This window comes from Mesorhizobium sp. BR1-1-6 (assembly GCF_020165355.1).
Classification (GTDB): domain Bacteria; phylum Pseudomonadota; class Alphaproteobacteria; order Rhizobiales; family Rhizobiaceae; genus Mesorhizobium.
Genome location: NZ_JAIUHZ010000003.1, coordinates 362,361 through 384,263 on the forward strand (window position 1 = coordinate 362,361; position 21,903 = coordinate 384,263).

Consider the following 21,903-nt stretch of genomic DNA (forward strand, 5'->3'; position numbering starts at 1 on the left):
GCCGCGCGTCGCCGTGAGCGTTATGTTTCGGAAGAGGCAGGGTAAAGGTATTGTATCAATAACTGCCGGGAATGCCGTGAAGCACCGGCACCTGCAGCGATCCTAGGCAGCACGAAGTTCTTTGAGAAGGAAGTCTGTAAATACTCGCGCGGCAGGCTTGACGGCCTTTCCGCTGACGAAGAGCGCATTCACCTCCATCGAGCCGAAATCCCAGTCGGCCAGCACACGAAGGAGCCTGCCGGTCTCAAGTTCCGGGCGCACGCTGTTTTCGCTCGACGCCGCGATACCCAGCCCGGCCACCGCGCTTGCGACGGCCACTTCGTTGGTGGTGATGTCCAGTTGGCTGTCGACACGCACGGTGGTGATACGGCCGGCCTTGCGGAAGGAGAACGTCGGGGAGGGATGGGCCGGACTGATGATCACCGAGTGGTGAGCGAGGTCCGACGGCATCGTCGGGGCGCCGCGCTTCCGCAAGTATTCCGGGGATGCGGTGAGTATTCTCGGCTGATGAATGAGCTTGCGCGCGGTCGCGCTCGAATCGGGGAGGGGGCCGAACTGGAATGACACGTCGAGCCCTTCGGTCACGAGGTCCGGGTACCGGTCAGTCACCCGAAGCTCGACCTTCAGTGCCGGATGCTGCTCCACAAATGCGGGAAGGCGTGGGATGATTTCCCTAAGCGCAAGGCTTATTGGTGTGCCGATGCGGAGAGAGCCGCGCAACTCTCCCGTTCCGCGCGCTTCGTGGTCGGCCTCGTCGAGTGCCCCCAGGATGGCCTCCACGCGCATCAGATAGGTGGCTCCGGCTTCCGTCAGCGTCACCGCTCGTGTCGTGCGGCTGAAGAGCGTCGCGCCAACCTCCTCCTCGAGCGCGGCGATCAGCCGGGATGCCGAGGGCTGCGACAGACCGAGCTCGCGACCGGCACGAGAAAAGTTGCCGACGCGCGCGGCCCGGACAAATAATCTCAGTGCTGATAGTCGGTCGCCCATCGCTCGGTACGCTCGCACCGCGCTAGCCGAAGGCCTGGATGTAGGCGGACGCAGTTTCGGTCGATTCGACCATGGTAGCGACCGCCGCGGCCAGGCCGGCGATCCAAAATCCTCGGCGCCCGTCTGAAGCGAAAACTGCAAGTTGCGCTATCGAGCGTGGCTTTCCAAGCATTCGTCGGTCTCCTCGGCGGCTCCGTTCATTTTACAAGAAAATAGCGCCTATCGACTTTATGTATAATCGTACATTTGCGAGACATTGTCTCTCAAAAAATGAGAGACGATTGCTTTCGTGCACATCATGTGGCTATCGGTACCGCCAGCCAACGGAGTGTGAACCATGGCGGTGGGGTCCACGGCATCGCCGCGCATCTGGACACAGCACAAGATTGTCTCGGCGAAATCGCCAGGATGAAGGTGCGGCCGCGGCGCAACGGCGAGACAAGCTCACCATTTCGAATGCTACTGCCTGGGTGTGTCCGATCGCATGGCTTGGACGATCGGACACCGTGGCCGATCCTTTCGCAGCATCGCCAGCGTCATCATCTCGGCGATCGTCTCGCTTGTGACGAGACCGACCAGCTTGCCGGCGCCGTCGACAACACCAACGGTCGCGGCGGAATTCTCATGCATCAACTTCAACGCCTGCTCCAAGGTGGCGCGACTGGACACAGTGAGAACCGGTGAAGCGGACAAGGCGTCAGATACGCGCGCGTCGGTCCCCGCCTGTTTCACAAATTGAAGGGTGTTGGCGCGATCGAGCACGCCGACAAGACTACCTCTGACGTCGACAACCGGGAAAACCCGCTGCGAGGTTTGCAAGACGAGGTTTACGGCTTCCTCGATGTGGGCGTCGGGTTTCAGAGTGACGAAGTGACTCTGCATTGCCTGGCTTACGGGCACGCCGCGCGAGACAGCGCGCAGGGCGACCGAATGTGCTTCCGACGCGGCGGCCAGATAAACGAACACAGCGATAAAGACGAGGATCGGGTTATGGAAGAGTCCGATGAAGCCGAGCACGAAGGCCGTGAACTGGCCAATTGCCGCGGCGCGTTCGGTCGCGCGCACGTACCCCATCCGGCTCGCGAGCGCTGCACGCAGCACACGACCACCGTCCATCGGGAAGGCGGGAATGAGATTGAATAGCGCGAGAAACAGGTTGAGCGTGGCCAGCCGATCCACAATAGGGATCTGCATGTTGTCGATGCCCATCGCGGCGCTTGCGTGCGGCTCCGCATGCGCGAAGGCGATCAGGGCGCCCGCGATCACCACATTCACCGCAGGGCCGGCGATCGCGATGAGGAATTCCTGCCACGGCTCCTCGGGAATGCGCTCGAGCTGAGCGACACCGCCGATCGGCAGCAACGTCACGTAAGGTGTCGCAACCCCAAAAGCCCTGGCGGCAAAGATATGCCCGAATTCGTGGAGCAACACGCACAAGAAAAGGAGCACGACAAAGAGCAGGCTGCTCCAGGCGATGGTTGCGCCGCCCGCGGTATAGCTCGCGAAGAAGATCCACGCGAGAAACAGAACGAATGTGATGTGCAGGCGAACGGTGGTTCCCGCGACCCTTCCAATATTCAGCGACCAGGACATATAAGCCTCACTCGATCAATTCTGCTGTCATTGCGCACGCGCTTCCCGCACTACTTCGTTGCCGTCCAATCGACGAGCAGGGTGTCCCTGCGGCGAGCAGCCAAGACCGTCTTTGCATTGATATGGGTGGAAGCATCCAAGCCCCGGCGCTCAACGCCGCGGGCCCGCTCGGGTTTCAGCGACGTCTCGGACAAACCGGTTGAGGTTGATATCGAAACCATCCTGAAGGACCACCCCGTCAGGCCCGATGGCAACAAACCATGGCGTACCACCGGTCCGGAAGTTCTCCATCGTGGAGGGATAGGCGCCGAGCGGCGAACGCCCATCATATCCGAAGGGAATCCGGAGGCTGTAGCGCTGCTGGTCCACCTGCAGCGTGTCGCGAGTGTTCACGGAGTCACCTTCGAAGACCGTCTGGACTGCGGCGAAGCCGACATCCTTCATGCGCGGATCATTGACCAATGCCTGCAAGGCCGGGAAGCCGCGCGAGTGGCAACCGGGGCACCAGTGCTGGTAAAAAAAGAGAAGCCTGTGCCGGTCACCGAGCTCCTTCAGGGTCAGCGGCGGGCGCGCAATTCCATCCGCGTCAATCCAATAAGGAACCGCGAGTTCAGGGGCACGTCGTCCTGCGATGCTCTGAGTCATGATTATTCTCGCAATTCTTATTGCGGCGGCTGCATGCCCTTCAATTCGCCTGACCGCGCTCGCGCATAATCGTTATTGTCGTGCAAGCCGCTGGTAAAGCTATGGTCTCCATAACCCCCCGTAATGCCGCGACCGTCGCGAGAACAACGGACGGCAACGTCTCGGCCGTTGTGGGTCGGCTCGCAAAGAGCCATACGCGGAGCCTGGCCGAGCGCGGCCTATAAGCAACCCGCGCGCCCGCGTTCATTCCGATAACAGACGGCTATCAACTCCATGGCGAGAGGTGATTTTCCTTTAGGCCGCAGTGAACTCACTCTTCGACCAATCGTCGGCCCCTCGCTTACGGGCTGTAGTCGGCGTTCCATCGAACGATCGCAGGCCAGGAGGCTCGGAATGCAGATCAATGAGACAAGTGAATCGCGCCCTCGCACCCTCGACAGCGAGCGGCTGGAGGACATTGTCGTATTGGGCGACCGCGCCGGCCTTGCACTCGGCGTTCAGCCTGCGTTCAGTGCGAGAGACCTGGTCGCTGATGGCGACAATAACGGCACCTTCGCATCCAGGTGCGTGGAGATTCCCGTCATCGGGGCCAATGGCGAAGTGTCAGGTGTCTTGTGCCACACCAGTTGGTACGATACGCGCGGTATGAGCGCACTTCGCCCGCAGCAGGAGATGCACACCACGGGGGATCCAGCGCGGTTCATCGTTCACGACATCAATAACGTTCTGGCCGTGATCGCCAGCGGGTTGCGGCTCATCGAGCGTCAGGGCAGTGCCGAGCACCGACGGGCCATCGTCTCCAGATTGCAGGACGCTATCACGAGAGGTGCGATGCTCAGTCGCCAGTTTCTCGACACGGCGCGGCAGCAGTGCAACGCAAGCGACGGGTCGGTGGCAGGCAGTCGGCTTGCGGCGATGGCTGGAACGCTCGATCGCGCGTTGCACCCAGACGTCGCGGTCCGAACCGCAATCGATTCCGACCTATGGGCCATCAATGCCGACTGCGAAGAGTTATATTACGCTTTGCTGAATCTTTGCCGGAACTCGGCCGATGCGATGCCGAAGGGCGGCACAATTACCATTTTGGCGCGGAACGTCGAAGCGACCGCCGGATCGGCGGCGGGGTTCGTCGAGATCGCCGTGGTCGACGACGGAATCGGTATGCCACAAGACGTTCTCTCGAAGGCGGCCATCCGGTACTTCACCACAAAGCCCGTTGGGAGCGGATCCGGTCTAGGCCTTTACCAGGTCTACCGCTTCGCGGAGGGACGAGGCGGCGCGATCCGCATAGAAAGTGAACCAGGAGTCGGCACGGCGGTGAGGATCGTTTTACCTCGAGTGGCGGCATCCGCGCTCCCCATTAGCGGCGTTGCCGAGATTGCCTACACGCCGTCGCCCGATGGCGGCGTATTCCACGTCGTCGACCCGGCGACTGCAATACCGACGTCTTAGTCGGCAGGAATGGTTCGGCGATGCAGCTCACGTCCCCGCCCGGCCGTCTCGATCGTCCGGTCGACCACAAGACGGAACACGTGCTTGGCCCTAGCGACGCCGAGATTACGCTTGTCGAGTATGGCAGCTATGCCTGCCCACACTGCAGGGCGGCCAATGAGCGTATCGCGCAGGCGCGGGATCAGCTTGGCGATCGCGTGTGCTACGCCTTCCGACATAGGCCACTGACGGACAACAACCTTTCTTTCAGAGCCGCCGTGCTCGCGGAACTCGCGCCTACACGGGATGCATTCTGGGCCGCGCACATCAAGCTGATGACGAGATCAATGCAGCTTACCGAGGAAGATCTCCTCGCGGTGGCTGCCGACCTCGGCGTGGACCCGAATTTTGCGGACAACGACACTTCGCGGCATGCAAGGACAAGGGTAGAGGCAGATATCGCAAGCTCCCGCGCAAGCGGCGTGAGGTTCACGCCCACCTTCTACATCAACCAGCGGCGCTACGACGGGCCGTGGGACGAGAGCTCTCTCGTCGACGCGATGCTTGGCACCCTCGGCCACCGCGTCCGTACGGCCGCCCTTGATTTCGCGAGCTGGGGCCCTTCCGCCGGCATTCTGCTGGTGCTTGCGACTGTCGCGGCAATCGTTTTGACGAACTCGCCGATCGGACCGGCATTCATGGCGTTCTGGCGGCAAGAGCTCGGCCTGAGCGTGGGTGAGATATCCTTTCGGATGTCGATCCTCCATTGGGTCAACGACGGCTTGCTGACGTTGTTCTTCCTCGTCGTGGGACTGGAAGTGAAGCGCGAAATGACGGTCGGCCACCTGGCAAGCCGATCATCGGCCGCACTTCCCATCTCGGCCGCTATCGGTGGCATGATCGCGCCCGCGCTTCTGTATGCGCTGGTCATTCCCGCAGGGGCGTGGTCGCACGGTTGGGGCGTTCCGATGGCGACCGATACCGCGTTCGCGGTGGCCTTAATTGCCGTGATGGGAGCTCGTGTCCCCGTCGAGCTGCGCATCTTTCTCACTGCGGCCGCTATCGTGGACGACATAGGTGCGATCATCGTCGTCGCATTGTTCTACTCCACCGACATCCACCCGGGCTACCTGGCCGCCGCTGGCGTGGTGGTCGTCGGGCTGGCCCTATTGAGCCGGGCAAAGGTCTATATTCTCTCGCCTTACATTCTGATGGGCGTCGCGCTGTGGGCTTTCGTTTACGCCGGCGGCCTTCACGCGACGCTCGCTGGCGTAGTGCTGGCGATGTTCATCCCGACACGTCCGCCCGCCGACCTGGAGGCTCTGATGATGCAAGCGAGCACCATCATCGGGTCCGAAGCCCGGCATGAGGGAGAGGTTCTAAGGCACGGCCCCTCCACCCCCGCCCTACACGCGCTCGACGCCATCTACGACAGGCTAGAGTCGCCCGCCGACCGCTTGCTGCGGCACGCCGGTGCGCGATCGAGCTATGTGGTCCTCCCGATCTTCGCCCTCGTGAATGCGGGAGTAGCAATCAACCCGAGTGTCTTCGTTGGACATAGTCGGCTCATGGCCGCGATCGTAATCGGCCTTGCCGTAGGCAAGCCGGTCGGCGTCTTTCTCGCGGCGGTAGCCGCAGTTCGCACGGGCATAGCCGCCAAGCCATCAGGGTATACGTGGCGGCAGTTGGCTGGAGCGGGAGCACTCGCGGGCATCGGTTTCACGATGTCGCTCTTTATTGCGGGCCAAGCGTTTCCAGACGCCACTGCATTCTCGGCCGCCAAGATCGCCGTTTTCGCGGCGTCGGTTCTTTCGGCTGTCATGGGAACCATTCTGCTTTGGGGCGCGTCCCACCAAGAGCTCAACGAAGAGGTACCGCAGGACGCTTCCGAGCACGGCTCATGCCCCAAACGTTTACGCTGCATAGCGAACAGGAGGTTTCTAGATGATCCTACCGACAGGTACGACGATAGCAGTTGCTGATGGTGAGACGGTCCGGCTGTTCCACAATACCGGCGTGAAACCTGGAGTGCATTTGGTCGAGATAACGGAGGCACCGCCCGCGCCCCATAACTCCGGGTCTGGCGCGCGCCATCACAACGGATCGAACAATCACGATGGCAGGCGGCTCGCCGAGGACGATTTCGCGGCTGCGACGGCCGCGTTCCTGAACAAGCTCAGCCTCGACGGTACGATAGAGCACCTCGTCATCGTATCGGATCCCAGGACCTTGGGCGAGATGCGAAAGCACTTCGATCGCGGCCTGAAAAGCAAAATCATAAGTGAGCTCGCGAAGGACTTCAGCCGGCGTTCGCTAGAGGACATCGCCTCACTGATCGCGAGCGCCTGAAGCATTGATCCGAAAGGCGGAGGCATAGAGTAGCTCAGTCATAATCGCGATGAATAACTCAAAGTTGCCGACAACGGCTACTGCTCGCGAGCGACCTGAACCAGAGTTCCCCAGGGTAAATAGCGGCCATGCGGGAGGAAAGACCGGCAATGCGAAAAAGCAAGAGCACGTCTGATGCGGCTTCGCCTCCGGTGACAAGGCGAAAAACGCGTGACGTCGCGGACCTGCTTCATAGCGCCACGGAATACCTGATCGCGACTGGGCAGGCCGAGCGCGCGCTCAAGGCAGGCAACAGTGCGCCGTCCTTTCGACTGCCGGGCCACGATGGCGTTGAGGTCGCCTCGGAAACACTGCTCCGGCATGGGCCGATGCTAGTTACTTTCTACACCGGGTTGTGGTTTCCCGCATGCAATCGCGACCTGCAAGCATTCGAGTCCCTTCGCCCGTCGATCGAAGCGCGTGGCGCGTCACTCGTGGGCATCTCCCAGCAGACCGTCGCCGAGAACGCAAAAGCACACGCGCAATTGAAGCTCGGCTTTCCGATTCTTTCAGATCGAGGCGGTCGCGTTGGCCAGCTCTTCGGCGTGCGATGGCGCATACCTGAATTGCTCCGAGACCTTCACAGGAAGAATGATATCGACCTCCCCGTTTTCAACGGCGACCAAAGCTGGACGTTGCCGATACCGTCCCGCTTCATCGTCGATAGGGCAGGGCTTATTGCCTTCTCGGAGATCAACCCCGGGCAGTCCAGTCGTTCTCCACCACGTGACGCGTTACCGGTGCTGGATCATCTGCGCCATCCGCATGCTGCATAGGCCGCGAAGAAGAAAGTCCCGAGTTGCGAAAGCGTTGCCTCGGCTCCGCGTGATCGAAATCATACGACACGACGCACAATGAGAGCTGGCAGGCGGGTCACGCCAAACCTGAATCTGGTCGTCTGGGGAAGGGAGCACCAAGCCGCCCATCGCCTTTGATAGCACGCAAGAAACCGCGATCTCAGGCGGGCGTGGGAGCGTATCGACCGTCGAATGTTGCCCCGCTAATCGGGTCAGTGAACCTCACTCCTACAGCCTTTCCGTCGGAACCGGCTATCCAGAACACATCGTATGTGGTGTATACCGACGGCGGCCAGAACGACTGGAACCTCCCGTCATTGTCCACTTTCCATTCTCCCGACGACCGACCTCCGGCGTCCGTGTAAACGGTGCGTCCGTCCGAGTAGAACTCCTGTGTTGCGCCGTCCTCATACGCAAATGGTGCTCGTGTCACCGCGATGGCGATGTCGGCTCGGTCAATACGATCGCCGTCTTTGACAGCAGAACCTTCGATATCGGACATGTCGTTCTCCTATTGAAATGGAGTTTTGTTGACGGCTCGTTTCCAAGCCCCAGCTTGCCATCAGCGAATGGCTCCCCGGGATTACACATGAACGAGAGTTGTATCTTGGCGGGATGGATCGATGCTTCCAACTACCGCCGGGCATGGTTTTCATAGCGATTGGCAATTAGGGATTTCGATGAACTGCCTCTTTGTCTGCGCGGTAGCGCACCGCCTAGGGGATGATGACGCTTCGCGAAGGAAGACATTTACACAGCGAAGCAACCAGCTGAAATCACTGAGCCGAGCGACAAGCGTTCCCGAATGCGTCTTCCTCATCGCAGTCGAGATCGGAAGCGAGGCGCGCAGCGGCATCGGTTTATGGATCGACTATTATAACCGGCGACCCACACTCGATTTCTGGCGGTAGGACACCCAACGAGGTCTATGCTACGTCAGAAATGGGAGCAACTGGCCGCGCAGAAACCAACCCGATCCATCTTAGTCAAGCCGCCAAGCTGTCTCATCAGGCGGGCCTACCTCACAGACCACTTCAATTCCCGTCTGTTATGAAATCCATACAATGGTTTCATTCGCTTGGAGCGTCAACTTCTGGCGAAACCTAAATGCGCCGAAGAGAACGCAGTTTTCGAGCTGGCGCAGACACACTTTGCATAAGAACTCCCGCAAACTAGAAGGACACCTACTAATGAATCTGAGACCCATTCTGTTCGGAGCATTGGCTTTCTCAACGCTTGGAGGCGGGGCATTGGCAGGCGCTCTCGACTCGCCAGCGATGATGCAGCCGTTTTTTACTGATTCAGCAATGAAAACGATGAAGCCGAAGGCTGCGTTCGAGGCCGCTTGGAAAAACATGGCAAAGAGTGATCAGGACGCGATGATGAAAGAGTGTCAGGACGCCGCTATGAGCAAACCTTACGCGGAATTTTGCGCGAACCTAAAACCCTTAGGCGGCGCAAACCACTAGGGCCGAAGCCACTGATTAGCGGCGGGCCTCGTGCCCGTCGCCCATGATTCGACCATGCGGGCCCGGGCCGAGATCGCGCATGTAAATGCAGTGTGAATGCCGAACTGACCAGCCAACGCTGCGTCGATTGGTCGGTAACTTTACGGTGCCGTCTCGTCTCATCCGTATGGGAGAACGTTGTCATGCCCGAAAAGTCCGTTCGGAACTTCAATATAAACTTCGGTCCGCAGCATCCGGCAGCTCACGGCGTGTTGCGCCTGGTGCTCGAACTGGACGGCGAACTCGTCACCCGCGTCGATCCGCACATCGGGCTCCTGCATCGCGGCACGGAGAAACTGATCGAGCACAAGACTTATCTTCAGGCCGTGCCCTATCTCGACCGGCTCGACTATGTCGCGCCAATGAATCAGGAGCATGCGTTCGCGCTGGCAGTCGAGCGGCTCCTGGACATCGACGTGCCGATCCGAGGGCAGCTGATCCGCGTCCTCTATTCCGAAATCGGCAGAATACTGAGCCATCTCCTCAACATCACGACACAGGCTCTCGATATCGGTGCGCTTACGCCTCCGCTTTGGGGTTTTATCGAACGCGAGAAGCTGATGGTTTTCTATGAGCGCGCTTCCGGGTCACGGATGCACGCTGCCTATTTCCGTCCGGGTGGCGTACACCAGGATCTGCCCGAACGGCTGATCGAGGACATTGGCAACTGGATTGACCCGTTTCTTGTCACAGTTGCAAATCTCGACGAGCTTTTGACCCCCAACCGCATCTTCAAGCAGCGCAATGCCGATATAGGTGTCGTCGCGTTGGACGATGCTTGGGCGTGGGGCTTCTCGGGCGTTATGGTGCGCGGCTCGGGCGCAGCCTGGGACCTCCGGAAATCGCAGCCTTACGAATGCTACGCAGAGATGGATTTCGACATCCCCATCGGAAAGAATGGCGACTGTTACGATCGCTATCTAATCCGGATGGAAGAAATGCGTCAATCCGCAAAGATCATCCGCCAGTGCGTCGACCGCCTTCTGGGCAAAGAGCGCATTGGTCCGGTGTCAACGGAGGACGGCAAGGTTGTGCCGCCGAAACGGGCCGCAATGAAAAGGGCGATGGAAGCCTTGATCCATCATTTCAAGCTCTACACTGAAGGCTATCATGTGCCCGCCGGCGAGGTTTATGCGGCAGTCGAGGCTCCGAAGGGCGAGTTCGGCGTCTATCTCGTCTCCGACGGCACCAACAAGCCCTATCGCTGCAAGCTTCGCGCCCCGGGTTTTGCCCATCTCCAGGCGATGGACTTCATTTCCAGGGGCCACATGCTTGCCGACATTTCGGCGGTTCTCGGTTCGCTCGATATCGTATTCGGTGAGGTCGACCGATAAACGACAACATAGCTCATGGATCCGTGTAGTCGCTACAATCAGGCAAGGGTGGCATCCGGCAAATATTGCTCGCGCGTTAGGTCGTAGCGGAAGCTACGCGAAAAGGTACAACGTGGGTCTTCCTCCCACGTCAGATCGCCCTTATGGATGGGCGCCAACCTCGTTGAATCGTCAAAACGCGAGATGCCTCGCGGAAAGTGCGACGCCTCCAACTTAAAATGCAAAACGGGGAGATGCTGTCCGTCCGATTTGTCGGCGCTCAGGACCCCGGCAAAACTGAATTCGGCGGAGCACGCTCCAGCGCGGCGTTTGTAATCTTCTTCGGAAAAGCAGCTGTCGCCTTCGGTATCCAGCGTCCAGCGAGCGATCTCCTTTTCGCCGCGCGCCACCGTAAAGACGCTAGGCTCCGCCCTCTCGACGCAGATCCTCAACATCGTTACATGCGAGTTCGTGATCGCCGGTGGGCGAAAGCGGTTCGAAGCCCGGATGGGGGGCGGTGTCGCCGCTGCGAGTAGCAGAAGCGCGGTCAAAGGCAGCGATCATTGCCTGTTCCTGCGTGTCATCGAAGCGCGCCTCTCATCATGGCGCATACCGCCGATTTGAGAGGCAGCCTGGGGGCTGTTGTCCTTCGGAGATGTGAGCGCAGGCGGGGAGGGGTTGATGCTTGCCGATCTCAAGCACGACTGGCAAGCCGACGAAGACAACCGCCATGATCGACAGCAAAAGCCCATCGACCGGTCCCGATGACCGCAGCCTCGACCCGAAACCGTATCGACGCAGCATCGTGCCGAGCAAAAGGTCCCCCCGCTGAGGATCATGGCCGAGACGATCTCAGATCGTTCGGGGCTGAAGATCAGTTGCCCTCCATAATCGTCTAGATAGTGCCATAGCGCCAACGCGCCGAGGACGATCGGCAGTGCTCCGTCCACGGTCCACGCTAAGCCGAAGCCGGGGAGCCGCAGCAGTGCGGTGACAAGCACGCCGCACAGCGAAATCACCCAGAGCAACCCGTCCGGCGGCGCGCTCATCGCTCCGCCGAGGAGTGTCCGCTTACGTCGATAGGCCTCAGTGAATAGCTCGTCCACACGTAGAGCTGAACGATGATTCCGGCGACGACCACCGCGCCCACTGTGCGATAGACTCGTCTCAGAAATCGGACGATCAATCCGATACCTGGCTGAGAAGCGGGGTCTGAGGATTTTGAATCAACAAGGATCATTCTCTCACACTGCTTCGGACGGCGAGCTAGGTCCAGTTCCTGGCGATCCAAAGCAGGTTCAAGTTGGACGGCAAAAAGCATTGTCCGATCGACCTCGTAACGCCAGTTGCCATCTTCGGTCTTGCGGCGTTTTCGTTCAGGTCGATCTGCGAGTAGGCGCATTGCATCGCTTCGTTGCTGCGATCGCTCGCTCGCAGGTCGCATCTCAAACTTGAACCTACCCTTCTTAAATTGCCTGTGGCGGCGATGTAGAAATGTCGCCAGCTCTGCAAAGAAGAAATGTCGCATTGGCCGTTCCAAAGGGCAGGGTGCAGCAAGTTAGAAATGCGACAGTGGCGCGCTTCCTGGCGCCGACTTGAGCGCCCGATCGGGCGTCAGCCGAGGTTTGCGGCTGAGTTGCGTAGTCAGTCAGTCTCGACCGCGCACGTGTCCAATATCGAAGGCCTGGGACCGCTATAACGCGCGGCTATTAATTTCATGGCGTGACGTCATTTCTCCTTTGCCGCCCGCGATCCCATGCTGATGGACGTGAGCGACAATTGTTCATCGCTACTGCGATACCCAAGCAAAGGTCATGATTAGGAGGCCACAAATGGCAGTCAAAAAACCAGTTCTGACACCGCCGCAGGGCGGCGAGACAATGACCGCCAGCGGCGGTTCGAAAATCGAGATCAAAGTGGAAAGCGGCCAGTCCGGCGGCGACTATAGCGCGGTCCTGTGGACGGTGCGCGCCGGAGAGGAGCCTCCGATGCATACCCATTCGCGCGAGGACGAGTTGGTCTATGTCGTGGAGGGAAAGCTCATCGCGACGGTCGGCGATACCCGCGTCGAGGTCGGCCCTGGCGCCTACGCCGCACTTCCACGTGGCGTGCCGCATACGATCGAGATTGTCGGCGACCAGGCGGTCCTGCTGGCCACTTACGTGCCGGGAGGCTTGGAGCGCATGTTGGTTCCCCGAAAAGGTGAGAAGCCGGATCCGGCCGCGTTCGGCATAACGTTCCCGTAGAGGACATGGGCAGCGGCGCGCCGTTGATGACTTTGCGGTCTCACGGCGCCGCTAGCCTGTTGTTTCAGACGCAATGCGTTCGCTCCACGGGGTTGGCCCAAAACGCTGCTATGATCGATAAGTCGAAGTCTCCCTCCCGCGACTATTCCAAGACACTTTATCTGCCGAAGACGGACTTCGCGATGCGCGCGGGTCTGCCGGAACGCGAGCCGAACTTGCTCGCCCGCTGGAACGAGATCGGCCTGTACGACCGGCTGCGCGAGAAGTCTAAGGGCCGTCCGAAATTCGTGCTGCATGACGGCCCGCCCTATGCCAATGGCAACATCCACATCGGCCACGCGCTCAACAAGATCCTCAAGGATTTCGTGATCAAGAGCCGGCAGATGGGTGGCTTCGATTCGAACTACGTCCCAGGCTGGGATAGCCATGGCCTGCCGATCGAATGGAAGATCGAGGAGGCCTATCGCGCCAAGGGCAAGAACAAGGACGCGGTGCCGATCAACGAATTCCGAGGAGAGTGCCGGGCATTCGCGCAGAAATGGATCGACATCCAGCGCGAGGAATTCAAGCGCCTCGGCGTGATCGGCGACTGGGCGCATCCCTACACCACCATGAACTTCGGCGCCGAAGCGCAGATCGCGCGCGAGATCATGAAATTCGCCGCCAACGGCCTGTTGTATCGTGGCTCCAAGCCGGTGATGTGGAGCGTGGTCGAGAAGACCGCGCTTGCGGAGGCGGAAGTCGAATATGAAGACCAGATCTCCGATACGGTGTGGGTGAAGTTTCCGGTGAAGGCCGCGTTCGGCCGCCTCGCTAATGCCTCGGTGGTGATCTGGACCACGACGCCATGGACGTTGCCCGGCAACCGCGCCATCTCGTTTTCCTCCAAGATCGCCTACTGCCTTTACAAGGTTACCGACGCGCCCGCCGACAATTGGGCGAAGACCGGCGACCTTCTGATCCTTGCCGACAAGCTTGCGCCGGATGTGTTCAAGCAGGCGCGCGTGACGTCCTATGAGCGCACCTCCGACATCGATTCCGGTATCCTCGACGCGCTCGAATGCAGCCACCCGCTGAAGGGGCTCGACGGCGGCTACGAATTCACCGTGCCGCTGCTCGATGGCGATCATGTCACCGACGACACCGGCACCGGCTTCGTCCACACCGCGCCGGGCCATGGCCGCGAGGACTTTGACATCTGGATGGCGAATGCCCGCGACCTGGAAGCGCGCGGCATCTCATCGACGATCCCCTACACCGTCGATGCTGACGGCGCGCTCACCGCGCAGGCTCCGGGCTTCACCGGCAAGCGCGTGCTCACCGACAAGGGTGAGAGGGGCGACGCCAACGACGCCGTCATCAAGGCGCTGATCGAGCGCGGCGCGCTGCTGGCGCGCGGTCGCCTCAAGCATCAGTATCCGCATTCGTGGCGCTCGAAGAAACAGGTGATCTATCGCAACACGCCGCAATGGTTCATCGCGATGGATAAGGACATTTTGAACGGTAGCAAGGCGAAGTCCGGCGACACGCTGCGTCATCGCGCCTTGCAGGCCATTCAGGTTACGCAATGGGTGCCCGAACAGGGACAGAACCGCATCACCGGCATGATCGCGGGCCGCCCCGATTGGGTGGTCTCGCGCCAGCGCGCCTGGGGCGTGCCGATCACCGTATTCGTGCGCGAGAAAGGGGACGGCTCGGTGGAGATCCTTCGGGATGAGGCCGTCGATCTGCGGATCGCGGAAGCCTTCATGAGCGAAGGCGCCGACGCCTGGTACGCCGAAGGCGCGCGCGAACGCTTCCTCGGCGATCACGCCAAGGACGATTGGAAGAAGGTCGACGACATTCTTGATGTCTGGTTCGATTCCGGCTCGACGCATGCGTTCGTGCTGGAAGACGCGCAACAGTTTCCCGGCCTCGCTGGCATCAAGCGCAAGGCCGATGGCGGCAACGATACCGTGATGTATCTCGAGGGAAGCGACCAGCATCGCGGCTGGTTTCATTCTTCGCTGCTGGAAAGCTGCGGCACGCGCGGCCGCGCGCCGTATGACGTGGTGCTGACGCATGGCTTCACGCTCGACGAGCACGGCCGTAAGATGTCGAAGTCGCTCGGCAACACCACCGCGCCGCAGGACGTCATCAAGCAGTCCGGCGCGGACATCCTGCGCCTGTGGGTCGCGCAATCGGACTACTTGGACGATCTGCGGATCGGGCCGGAAATCCTCAAAGGCACCATCGAGACCTATCGGAAGCTACGCAATATCATCCGCTGGATGCTGGGCAGCCTCGCGCACTTCCGCGACCAGGATCGCATCAAGGCCGATGAAATGCCCGAGCTTGAACGGCTGATGCTGCATCGGTTGAGCGAGATCGATGCCGTCGTCCGCCGGGCCTATGCCGAGTTTGGATACAAGGCGGTGATTGGCACGCTGTCGCATTTCATGAACACCGAGCTCTCGGCCTTCTATTTCGAAATCCGCAAGGACACGCTGTATTGCGACCCGCCATCATCCGTCGCGCGCAAGGCCTCGCTGACGGCGATCGACTATTTGTTCCGGCGCATCGTCACCTGGCTTGCGCCTATCCTGTCCTTCACCGCCGAGGAAGCGTGGCTCTCGCGCTATCCCGGCGCATCCTCCGTCCATCTCGAGCCGTTCCAGAATGTCCTTGGCGCATGGAGCGACGATGCGCTGGCGCAGAAATGGGACGCGATCCGCGACGTGCGCCGCGTCGTCACCGGCGCGTTGGAAGTCGAGCGCGCCTCCAAGCGGATCGGCTCGTCGCTTGAGGCCTCACCGCTGGTCTATGTCTCGGACACGACGTTGCTGGGCACCCTCGCCGACATCGACCTGGCCGAGATCTGCATCACCTCCAACGCGATGGCGAGCAACGAAGCCCCGCCCGCGGGTGCATTCACGCTCAATGACGTGCCGGGAGTTGCCGTGGTGGTTGAGAAGGCGGTCGGCAGGAAATGCGCGCGGTCATGGAAGATCCTCCCAACCGTCGGCGACGATCTCGAATATCCCGATGTCACGCCGCGCGATGCGCAGGCGCTACGTGAGTGGAAGGCGCTGGAAAGAGCCGCCTAGCCTGCATCCTTGGCAGTTAAAGTCCCGGCTACGAAACAACAGTTGCGCGCATATTGTCCGGCGTGCTGTCGAACGTTGCTATTTGACGTCGACGCCATTCCAGAATGCGACGTAGTCCTTGATGTTTGCGGCCGCCGTCGACGGCTGTGGGTAATACCACGCCGCGTCCTCATTGGTTTTCTCGCCCACAACCAATGAATAATAGCTCGCTGTTCCCTTCCACGGGCAGCGGCTTGCCGTCGAACTGGTTTGCAAGAATTCCTTATGCACGCTTTCAGGTGGGAAGTAATGATTTCCTTCGACGACGATCGTCTTATCTGATTCCGCGATGGTCGCGCCGTTCCAAGTCGCCGTTGTCATTGAATTCTCCTGGCCGTGCCACGTTGTTTTGATGGCCAGAAGGCTACCGCAGGCTGTCGGCCCGGCGAATTAACGAACGGGAATGGATTGCATAGCGTTACGGATCCGCTCTGGTCCTATCTTTCGTCCTTCCCAAAAGATCGGTGCAGCGCGTCGAGCGTCTCGATGGCCTCGCGGACCGTCGGTCCGTGTTCGTTGCGAACGGTGGCGCTCATTGCGTTGAATTCCGCGTCTTGCTCTTGTGCCGCGGCGGCCAGGATTTCGCGAACGTCGCAGGTTTCTCCCGCCGGCGCCGAAGGTTGTGTGCCGAGGGAAAGCATCTTGCCTGGCAGCGGTTTGGAGGGTGGCGCGGCAGGACGCGGCACAAACGCCAGCGCGGCGTTATCACCTTGCATCGCCGGAGCGGCCTTGGCGTTTGCCTTCGTGCGGCGCGACGCCCGACGTGCGGCGGTTGACGTGGCTTAGACCTAGACCGCGTCTTCGTACTCGGCGCCTCTTGAGTGTTCTGCGGCTCGGGCGCCGGGCTGATGGCCCCTTGCAAGGGCTCGTCTTGCCAAGCCTGCAGCCGAGGCAGGACAGATGGCGATCCTTTCGCGCGCTCGTAATAGCCGCGGTAGGGCTTGTCTAAGGAGTGCCGGATCTTGGTCAGTTCGAAGGACGGGGAGTTCGTACCATAAGGATCGACAGGAGCGGTGACATCTCGCGCAGCTCGAGCGGACTTCGCAGCGGCCGCGGTGTATAGTGCGGGGCCCAGACGCGGGGCGCGAATATCCCCTGCCCCGGCCGCTGGATCGGCGTCTTGTAAACCTGGGTCGTCTCGCCGAGCATCTCCGAGACAAATTTATTCATCCGATGCGACCGTTCATGACGAGATTGTCGGCAAGCAGGGTGCGCACGAGGGCCTTTTGCGAAACCTTGGATTTCTTTGCAGGACAGGCGCGCAGATCGAATTGCGCACAGTGCTGATGCAACCGAACGCGTCCAATCTTTCAGCACTTGCACGCTTCATCGCTACGATCCTGCCGTTTATACACACATGGGCAATCATGCAGCTGAAAAACATCGGCTACGGTCGGCAGAATTGGGCAAAGCTATTTTACGACAGCTCAAGTGGCTTTGACGTGATTTCGCGAGCCGTGAATTTCGTCACCAGCCGCGGGATAGAGGCGCGGTTGTATAATTTTCCGCTCTGCACGGTGCCCGAGGAATTCAGGCACCGTGCGCCGGGGACAATTTCCGACTGGAAACGTACCTATTTGAACGATACGCGAATTTGGGGGTAGGGGCATGAAGAAGCGATTGTTTGCGATCCCGTCGCTCCTAGCGGCCGGCTTCCTTCCGACCCAGACGCATGCATTTCCGACGAAACCGACATTCAGCGACGGCGGAAAGTCAACGCCTTTGTTCGATATCTTCAAACTCAATCACGAGTATACGCTGGCGGGGCATAGTAGCCACAGCAGTCACAGCTCGCATAGCAGCCATCGTTCGTCGACCGGGGGATATTCAGCTCCTGACTATCAAAGCCCATCCCCAACTTACACCGCTCGGTTGTACAGTCCGCCGACACCCCCTCCGACATATCAAGCCCGAAGACCGTGCCTGCCCCGGCACCGCTCAAGATCCTTCCGGGTAACGCCGAGCGTTTCAAGGACATTGTCCTTGAGGTGCAGTTCGCCATGCTGGCGTTCGGCTATTACAACGGGAAACTCGACGGCATATTCCGTCCCGAAATGAGGGCTTCCTTGACGAAGCTTCAGACGGACTATGGTTTGAAAGTGACAGGTACGATCACACCTGAGACATTGGATGCGTTGAGGACAACGGACGGATCAGGGATATGAAGACGCGCAGCGCCAAGCATTTCTGGAGTGACCCGTTGCAGACGTTCTTTCAATGGCCGGCTTTGTGACGCAGAGCCGTCGAGGCGGAATGCTGACATCATCTGAGCGGCCGGCCGGCTTCCTCTGAGGAGCTGGCGGGAGCCCTGATAGAGCCGGTGCAGCCGTCAGCGCAACAGCGGCTTACCGGTGACTTCACTCCAGAAGCGGACGAACAGTTTTCGGTCCCAAGCCAGCCGGCCACGGGCCCTTGTTTCGGTGACTCAAATCGCTCCGCCGATATCCGAAAAACTGTCGATCCGTTGAGCGGTGGCACCTGCCCGCTCCCAAATCGTTCCCATTGGTGGCGGCTCGTTAATTGAACTGATAGCCGCACGTTATGGCAGTGTCTGATACAGGGTCCACGGTTCTGATTGTCGAGCGCTCGATGGCTCGCGCACGCTCCAGCGCTGGTGCGGCCCCAGGTTTGGAGATGTGGCCGAGAGGTAAAGCCAAAAGGCTGTTTCGATAAGAAGCGTCGCTGTTTCAGGTTGCCGAGGTTTTATGTCTGAAGTGGACTGGCTCAGCCGTCTCTTGCAAATCATTACCGTGACCGGGCAGCTCGAGGTTCGCTGCGCGTATGGTGCGCCGTGGCGCGTAGCCTGGGGCCAATCTGCGGCGAACGAAATTCCCTACCACGTTATCGTCAGTGGCCGGGCCATTTTAGAGAATCCGGAGACGAGAACGGCGCGGGAGCTGGCGAGGGGAGATGTCGTGCTGCTCCCTCACGGCGCGGCGCACGTACTGCATGACGGCAGCGGCGGAACGCCAATCCGTACACACGAAAGCGTTGGCTCTGCCGGATGGACGTTGAGTAAGAACGACGGCCGGGGCGAGCAACTGGATTTGTTGTGCGGGCGATTTTTCATTGGGCCGCCGCACGATCGGCTGATCCGCAACTACATGCCCGCCGATCTCGTCGCTCGGGCAATGAACGGTGATGGAGAAGACGGCATCGGCTCTGCCTCCAACCAACTGGCGAGTCTCGTAAGGCTGATGCGAATGGAATCCGCGGGCGACAGAGCGGGAGGACGGGCCATTCTCAACGCACTTTCTTCGGCACTGTTCACGCTGGTATTGCGCTCGGCGAGCGAGGCCGAGGAAGCCCCCGAAGGCTTGTTGGCTCTTGCCGGCCATCCGCGGCTGGCGCCAGCAATCGCGGCGATGTTCTCCGATCCGGCGCGATCCTGGAAGCTGCCTGATCTGGCGGATATGTGCGGCATGTCGCGGGCCACATTCATGCGGCACTTTCAAGACAGGTTAGGTTGCTCCGCCCTCGATCTGTTGACCGATCTCCGCATGAGCTTGGCAGCCAATGAGTTGAAGAAGCCCTCCATCAGCACCGAGGCAGTGGCCGAGACGGTCGGCTATCAGTCGGTATCGGCATTCAGGCGCGTATTTGCCGAGAGGATGGGGATGACGCCGGGGGAATGGCGTCGAGCGGCGCACACCGGCGAGCAGATGCGCGGCGGCTGAGCATGGGCATGTTTTGATCCTTTAACGCATCTTATTGAGCCAATCCAGTCTCGAACTAATCACCGCCACACGTAAATTGATCTTTGTAATCACTTGATGAGGGAGCTACCCCAATGAACTGCATCAACACCGCCGCCACCAAACCCGCAACGCGCGTCGTTGGCGACGCCGATTCTGAGACCGGGAATAGCGAAAATGCTCTCGCGACGAACGTCGTAATCGAGACCATTTTGAGCCGTAGTGCCACTAAATACTACGACCCTGCCGCGACCCTGACCGACGATCAGATCCGTCAGCTGGTGCGCATCGGCACGTCCGCACCGACATCCTTTCATCTGCAGAACTGGCGCTTCATCGCCGTACGGTCGCCTGAAGCCAAGGCTCGGCTGCGTCCGATCGCCTGGAACCAGCCTGCGATCACCGACGCTGCCGTGACCTTCATCGTCATCGGCAAGTTGGCCGATGCCAGCACCGTCCCCGATCGCCTGGCGCCGGTGGTGGAAGCGGGCATCATGCAGGCGCAGATGGTGCCGGATTGGGAACGGGACGCGCGCCGGATCTATGACGATCAACCGCAACAGGACCGCGACGAGGCGGTCCGCACCGCCACCTTCGGCGCTGCGGCGATCATCTATGCGGCCCGCTCGCTGGGCTGGGGCTCGACGCCGATGATCGGCTTCGATGCCGAACCTGTGCATCGCGAGTTCGAGCTCGCCGAGGATGAAATCCCGGTGATGTTGCTGACCGTGGGACCGGAGAGAGCGGGCAACTGGCCGCAGAAGCCGCGCATGCCGGTGGCCGACGTTCTCGACTTCGCATGATCAACCACACAATCAAGAACTTATGGAGCCTATGATGGCGAGAACTGTCGCTCTGAAGCCGGACCAGGTGCCGGCTGACTCGAAACCCACTCTCGATGCCTTTACCAAGAACATCGGGTTCACCCCAAACATGATGGCGGCGTTCGCCCAGAGCCCCATTGCATTTAACTCATGGGCGACACTACTCGGATCCCTGAGCAAGGCGCTGGATGTGAAGACACGCGACAGCATCGGCCTCGCGGTCTCCGAGCTGAACGGCTGCAATTATTGCCTGACGGTTCACAGCTTTACGGCCGAACACATGGCCAAGCTGTCGGCCGAGGACATCATCCTCGCCCGAAAGGGTCACGCCAACGACCCGAAGCGGGACGCCGCCGTGCAGTTCGCGCGCAAGGTCATCGAGACCCGAGGGCATGTTGGTGACGCCGATCTGAATGCTGTCCGCGAGGTTGGCTACACCGACGCGAACATCATCGAGATCGTCGCGCTGGTCGCCATGTACTCCCTGACGAACTTCTTCAACAACGTCTTCGATCACGACAAGGACTTCCCTTGGGTCGCACCGGCTGGCTCGATCTGAGCCCTGTCTTCTCGCCACCTCGTGAAGCCATCGGAACAATCACATGAACATTCTCCATATCGATGTCAGTCCGAGACAGGAATCGCATAGCCGCAAGCTTTCGGCGGCGATGGTCGAAATGCTTCTCGAGGTTGCGTCCGGGGCGACCATCACGCGGCGTGATGTGGGAGCGCAACCCCTGCCTCACGCCGAGGCGGATTACGCAGTCACCCTGTCGTCGCCGGTCACATTGGCGGCCCCGCTGCAGGGTTCTCTGGATCTTTCCGAAACACTCATTCGAGAAGTCGAAGCGGCCGATGTGATCGTCATCGGAACGCCGATGCACAATTTCACCCTTCCCTCGGTCCTCAAGGCCTGGATCGATCAGGTCCTGCGCGTCGATCGCACGATGAAGTCGACGCCGGCCGGAAAGGTGGGAATGCTCAGGGATCGTCCGGTGTTCATCGGCGTCGCTTCCGGCGGCGTCTTCACCGGCGAGCGAGCCAACCAGCCGGATTTTCTCACGCCGTATCTGACGCTGGCGCTGAACTCCATCGGGCTGCAAAGCCTGCAATTCCTCCCGCTAGAGGCCACCGCCTTTCTTGATGGGGACAAGGCGGGACTTGCGAGGAAGAAGACTTTGGCAGCGCTTGACCTGACGGTCGTGCGAGAGCTTCCAGGTGTCGGTTCGCCTGCAGTGATTTCGCGGTGCCCTGCCGCTCCGGAAAGTATCGCCAAGAACACCTTGGCGGCGCGTCGCAACCTCCTGGCACGACCATGCGACAACCTTCCGGCCGCCGCCGGTCTGTGAAC

Annotated in this window: 21 protein-coding genes; 14 read left to right on the forward strand and 7 right to left on the reverse strand. The window is 60.3% G+C overall.

The annotated features are described in order from the left end of the window. Window positions 1-102: 102 nt before the first annotated feature. The 3 genes from LB545_RS09680 to LB545_RS09690 form a co-directional block, all read right to left on the reverse strand. Window positions 103-987, reverse strand: coding sequence for a LysR family transcriptional regulator (locus LB545_RS09680; protein ID WP_140581423.1), 885 nt, complete (start codon window positions 985-987; stop codon window positions 103-105). Window positions 988-1,446: 459 nt separating this feature from the next. Beyond that, window positions 1,447-2,580 (reverse strand): site-2 protease family protein, encoded by a 1,134-nt coding sequence (locus LB545_RS09685; RefSeq protein ID WP_140581420.1) that lies wholly within the window; start codon window positions 2,578-2,580, stop codon window positions 1,447-1,449. 150 nt (window positions 2,581-2,730) lie between these two features. Next, entirely contained in the window at window positions 2,731-3,225 is a 495-nt protein-coding gene (locus tag LB545_RS09690) for a peroxiredoxin family protein (RefSeq protein ID WP_140581417.1), read from the reverse strand. A gap of 393 nt (window positions 3,226-3,618) precedes the next feature. Here LB545_RS09690 and LB545_RS09695 point away from each other — a divergent pair, with 393 nt between their 5' ends. The 4 genes from LB545_RS09695 to LB545_RS09710 all read left to right on the forward strand — a co-directional run bounded on the left by LB545_RS09695 (window position 3,619) and on the right by LB545_RS09710 (window position 7,820). Beyond that, window positions 3,619-4,677, forward strand: coding sequence for an ATP-binding protein (locus LB545_RS09695; RefSeq protein WP_140630252.1), 1,059 nt, complete (start codon window positions 3,619-3,621; stop codon window positions 4,675-4,677). 20 nt (window positions 4,678-4,697) lie between these two features. Then, a complete protein-coding gene (gene nhaA, locus LB545_RS09700; protein WP_140581414.1) occupies window positions 4,698-6,638 on the forward strand; it encodes a Na+/H+ antiporter NhaA in 1,941 nt (646 codons plus the stop codon). Then, window positions 6,601-7,005: a host attachment protein gene (locus LB545_RS09705; RefSeq protein ID WP_140581412.1), complete on the forward strand. Its 405-nt coding sequence runs from the start codon at window positions 6,601-6,603 to the stop codon at window positions 7,003-7,005. The genes nhaA and LB545_RS09705 overlap by 38 nt, the downstream gene beginning before the upstream one ends. A gap of 149 nt (window positions 7,006-7,154) precedes the next feature. Further along, window positions 7,155-7,820: a peroxiredoxin-like family protein gene (locus LB545_RS09710; RefSeq protein WP_140581409.1), complete on the forward strand. Its 666-nt coding sequence runs from the start codon at window positions 7,155-7,157 to the stop codon at window positions 7,818-7,820. A gap of 181 nt (window positions 7,821-8,001) precedes the next feature. Here the strand turns inward: LB545_RS09710 and LB545_RS09715 are convergent, their stop codons facing one another. Next, window positions 8,002-8,343 carry a hypothetical protein gene (locus tag LB545_RS09715; protein WP_210239509.1) on the reverse strand — a complete coding sequence of 114 codons (342 nt, stop codon included), beginning with the start codon at window positions 8,341-8,343 and terminating at the stop codon, window positions 8,002-8,004. 688 nt (window positions 8,344-9,031) lie between these two features. Between LB545_RS09715 and LB545_RS09725 the strand changes: the two genes are divergently transcribed. Both LB545_RS09725 and LB545_RS09730 read left to right on the forward strand, forming a co-directional pair. Then, entirely contained in the window at window positions 9,032-9,310 is a 279-nt protein-coding gene (locus tag LB545_RS09725; protein WP_140581406.1) for a hypothetical protein, read from the forward strand. Between the two features lie 182 nt (window positions 9,311-9,492). After that, window positions 9,493-10,683 (forward strand): NADH-quinone oxidoreductase subunit D, encoded by a 1,191-nt coding sequence (locus LB545_RS09730; protein ID WP_140581404.1) that lies wholly within the window; start codon window positions 9,493-9,495, stop codon window positions 10,681-10,683. Window positions 10,684-10,721: 38 nt separating this feature from the next. Here LB545_RS09730 and LB545_RS09735 read toward each other — a convergent pair whose 3' ends face one another. Together LB545_RS09735 and LB545_RS09740 are read right to left on the reverse strand one after the other, a co-directional pair. Beyond that, complete coding sequence (locus LB545_RS09735) at window positions 10,722-11,072, reverse strand: hypothetical protein (protein WP_140581401.1); 351 nt, start codon at window positions 11,070-11,072, stop codon at window positions 10,722-10,724. A 635-nt stretch (window positions 11,073-11,707) separates the two neighbouring features. Further along, a complete protein-coding gene (locus tag LB545_RS09740) occupies window positions 11,708-12,190 on the reverse strand; it encodes a hypothetical protein (protein ID WP_140581398.1) in 483 nt (160 codons plus the stop codon). Between the two features lie 304 nt (window positions 12,191-12,494). Here LB545_RS09740 and LB545_RS09745 point away from each other — a divergent pair, with 304 nt between their 5' ends. Both LB545_RS09745 and ileS read left to right on the forward strand, forming a co-directional pair. Next, window positions 12,495-12,908 carry a cupin domain-containing protein gene (locus LB545_RS09745; protein ID WP_140581395.1) on the forward strand — a complete coding sequence of 138 codons (414 nt, stop codon included), beginning with the start codon at window positions 12,495-12,497 and terminating at the stop codon, window positions 12,906-12,908. Window positions 12,909-13,018: 110 nt separating this feature from the next. Then, on the forward strand, window positions 13,019-15,994 hold the full coding sequence (gene ileS / locus LB545_RS09750; protein ID WP_140581392.1) for an isoleucine--tRNA ligase: 2,976 nt from the start codon (window positions 13,019-13,021) through the stop codon (window positions 15,992-15,994). A 78-nt stretch (window positions 15,995-16,072) separates the two neighbouring features. Here the strand turns inward: ileS and LB545_RS09755 are convergent, their stop codons facing one another. After that, window positions 16,073-16,354 carry a DUF427 domain-containing protein gene (locus LB545_RS09755; protein WP_140581389.1) on the reverse strand — a complete coding sequence of 94 codons (282 nt, stop codon included), beginning with the start codon at window positions 16,352-16,354 and terminating at the stop codon, window positions 16,073-16,075. A gap of 950 nt (window positions 16,355-17,304) precedes the next feature. Here LB545_RS09755 and LB545_RS09760 point away from each other — a divergent pair. The 6 genes from LB545_RS09760 (at window position 17,305) to LB545_RS09785 (ending at window position 21,901) form a co-directional block, all read left to right on the forward strand. Further along, the gene (locus LB545_RS09760; RefSeq protein ID WP_140581386.1) at window positions 17,305-17,637 is read left to right on the forward strand and encodes a hypothetical protein; all 333 of its coding nucleotides are present in this window, start codon (window positions 17,305-17,307) and stop codon (window positions 17,635-17,637) included. A gap of 315 nt (window positions 17,638-17,952) precedes the next feature. Continuing rightward, complete coding sequence (locus LB545_RS09765) at window positions 17,953-18,198, forward strand: peptidoglycan-binding domain-containing protein (protein ID WP_224704912.1); 246 nt, start codon at window positions 17,953-17,955, stop codon at window positions 18,196-18,198. Between the two features lie 540 nt (window positions 18,199-18,738). Next, the gene (locus tag LB545_RS09770) at window positions 18,739-19,710 is read left to right on the forward strand and encodes an AraC family transcriptional regulator (protein WP_140581384.1); all 972 of its coding nucleotides are present in this window, start codon (window positions 18,739-18,741) and stop codon (window positions 19,708-19,710) included. A 113-nt stretch (window positions 19,711-19,823) separates the two neighbouring features. Next, the gene (locus tag LB545_RS09775) at window positions 19,824-20,531 is read left to right on the forward strand and encodes a nitroreductase family protein (RefSeq protein ID WP_140581381.1); all 708 of its coding nucleotides are present in this window, start codon (window positions 19,824-19,826) and stop codon (window positions 20,529-20,531) included. A 34-nt stretch (window positions 20,532-20,565) separates the two neighbouring features. Continuing rightward, window positions 20,566-21,111 (forward strand): carboxymuconolactone decarboxylase family protein, encoded by a 546-nt coding sequence (locus LB545_RS09780; RefSeq protein ID WP_140581378.1) that lies wholly within the window; start codon window positions 20,566-20,568, stop codon window positions 21,109-21,111. Between the two features lie 43 nt (window positions 21,112-21,154). Beyond that, a complete protein-coding gene (locus LB545_RS09785) occupies window positions 21,155-21,901 on the forward strand; it encodes an FMN-dependent NADH-azoreductase (RefSeq protein ID WP_140581377.1) in 747 nt (248 codons plus the stop codon). Window positions 21,902-21,903 lie beyond the last annotated feature (2 nt).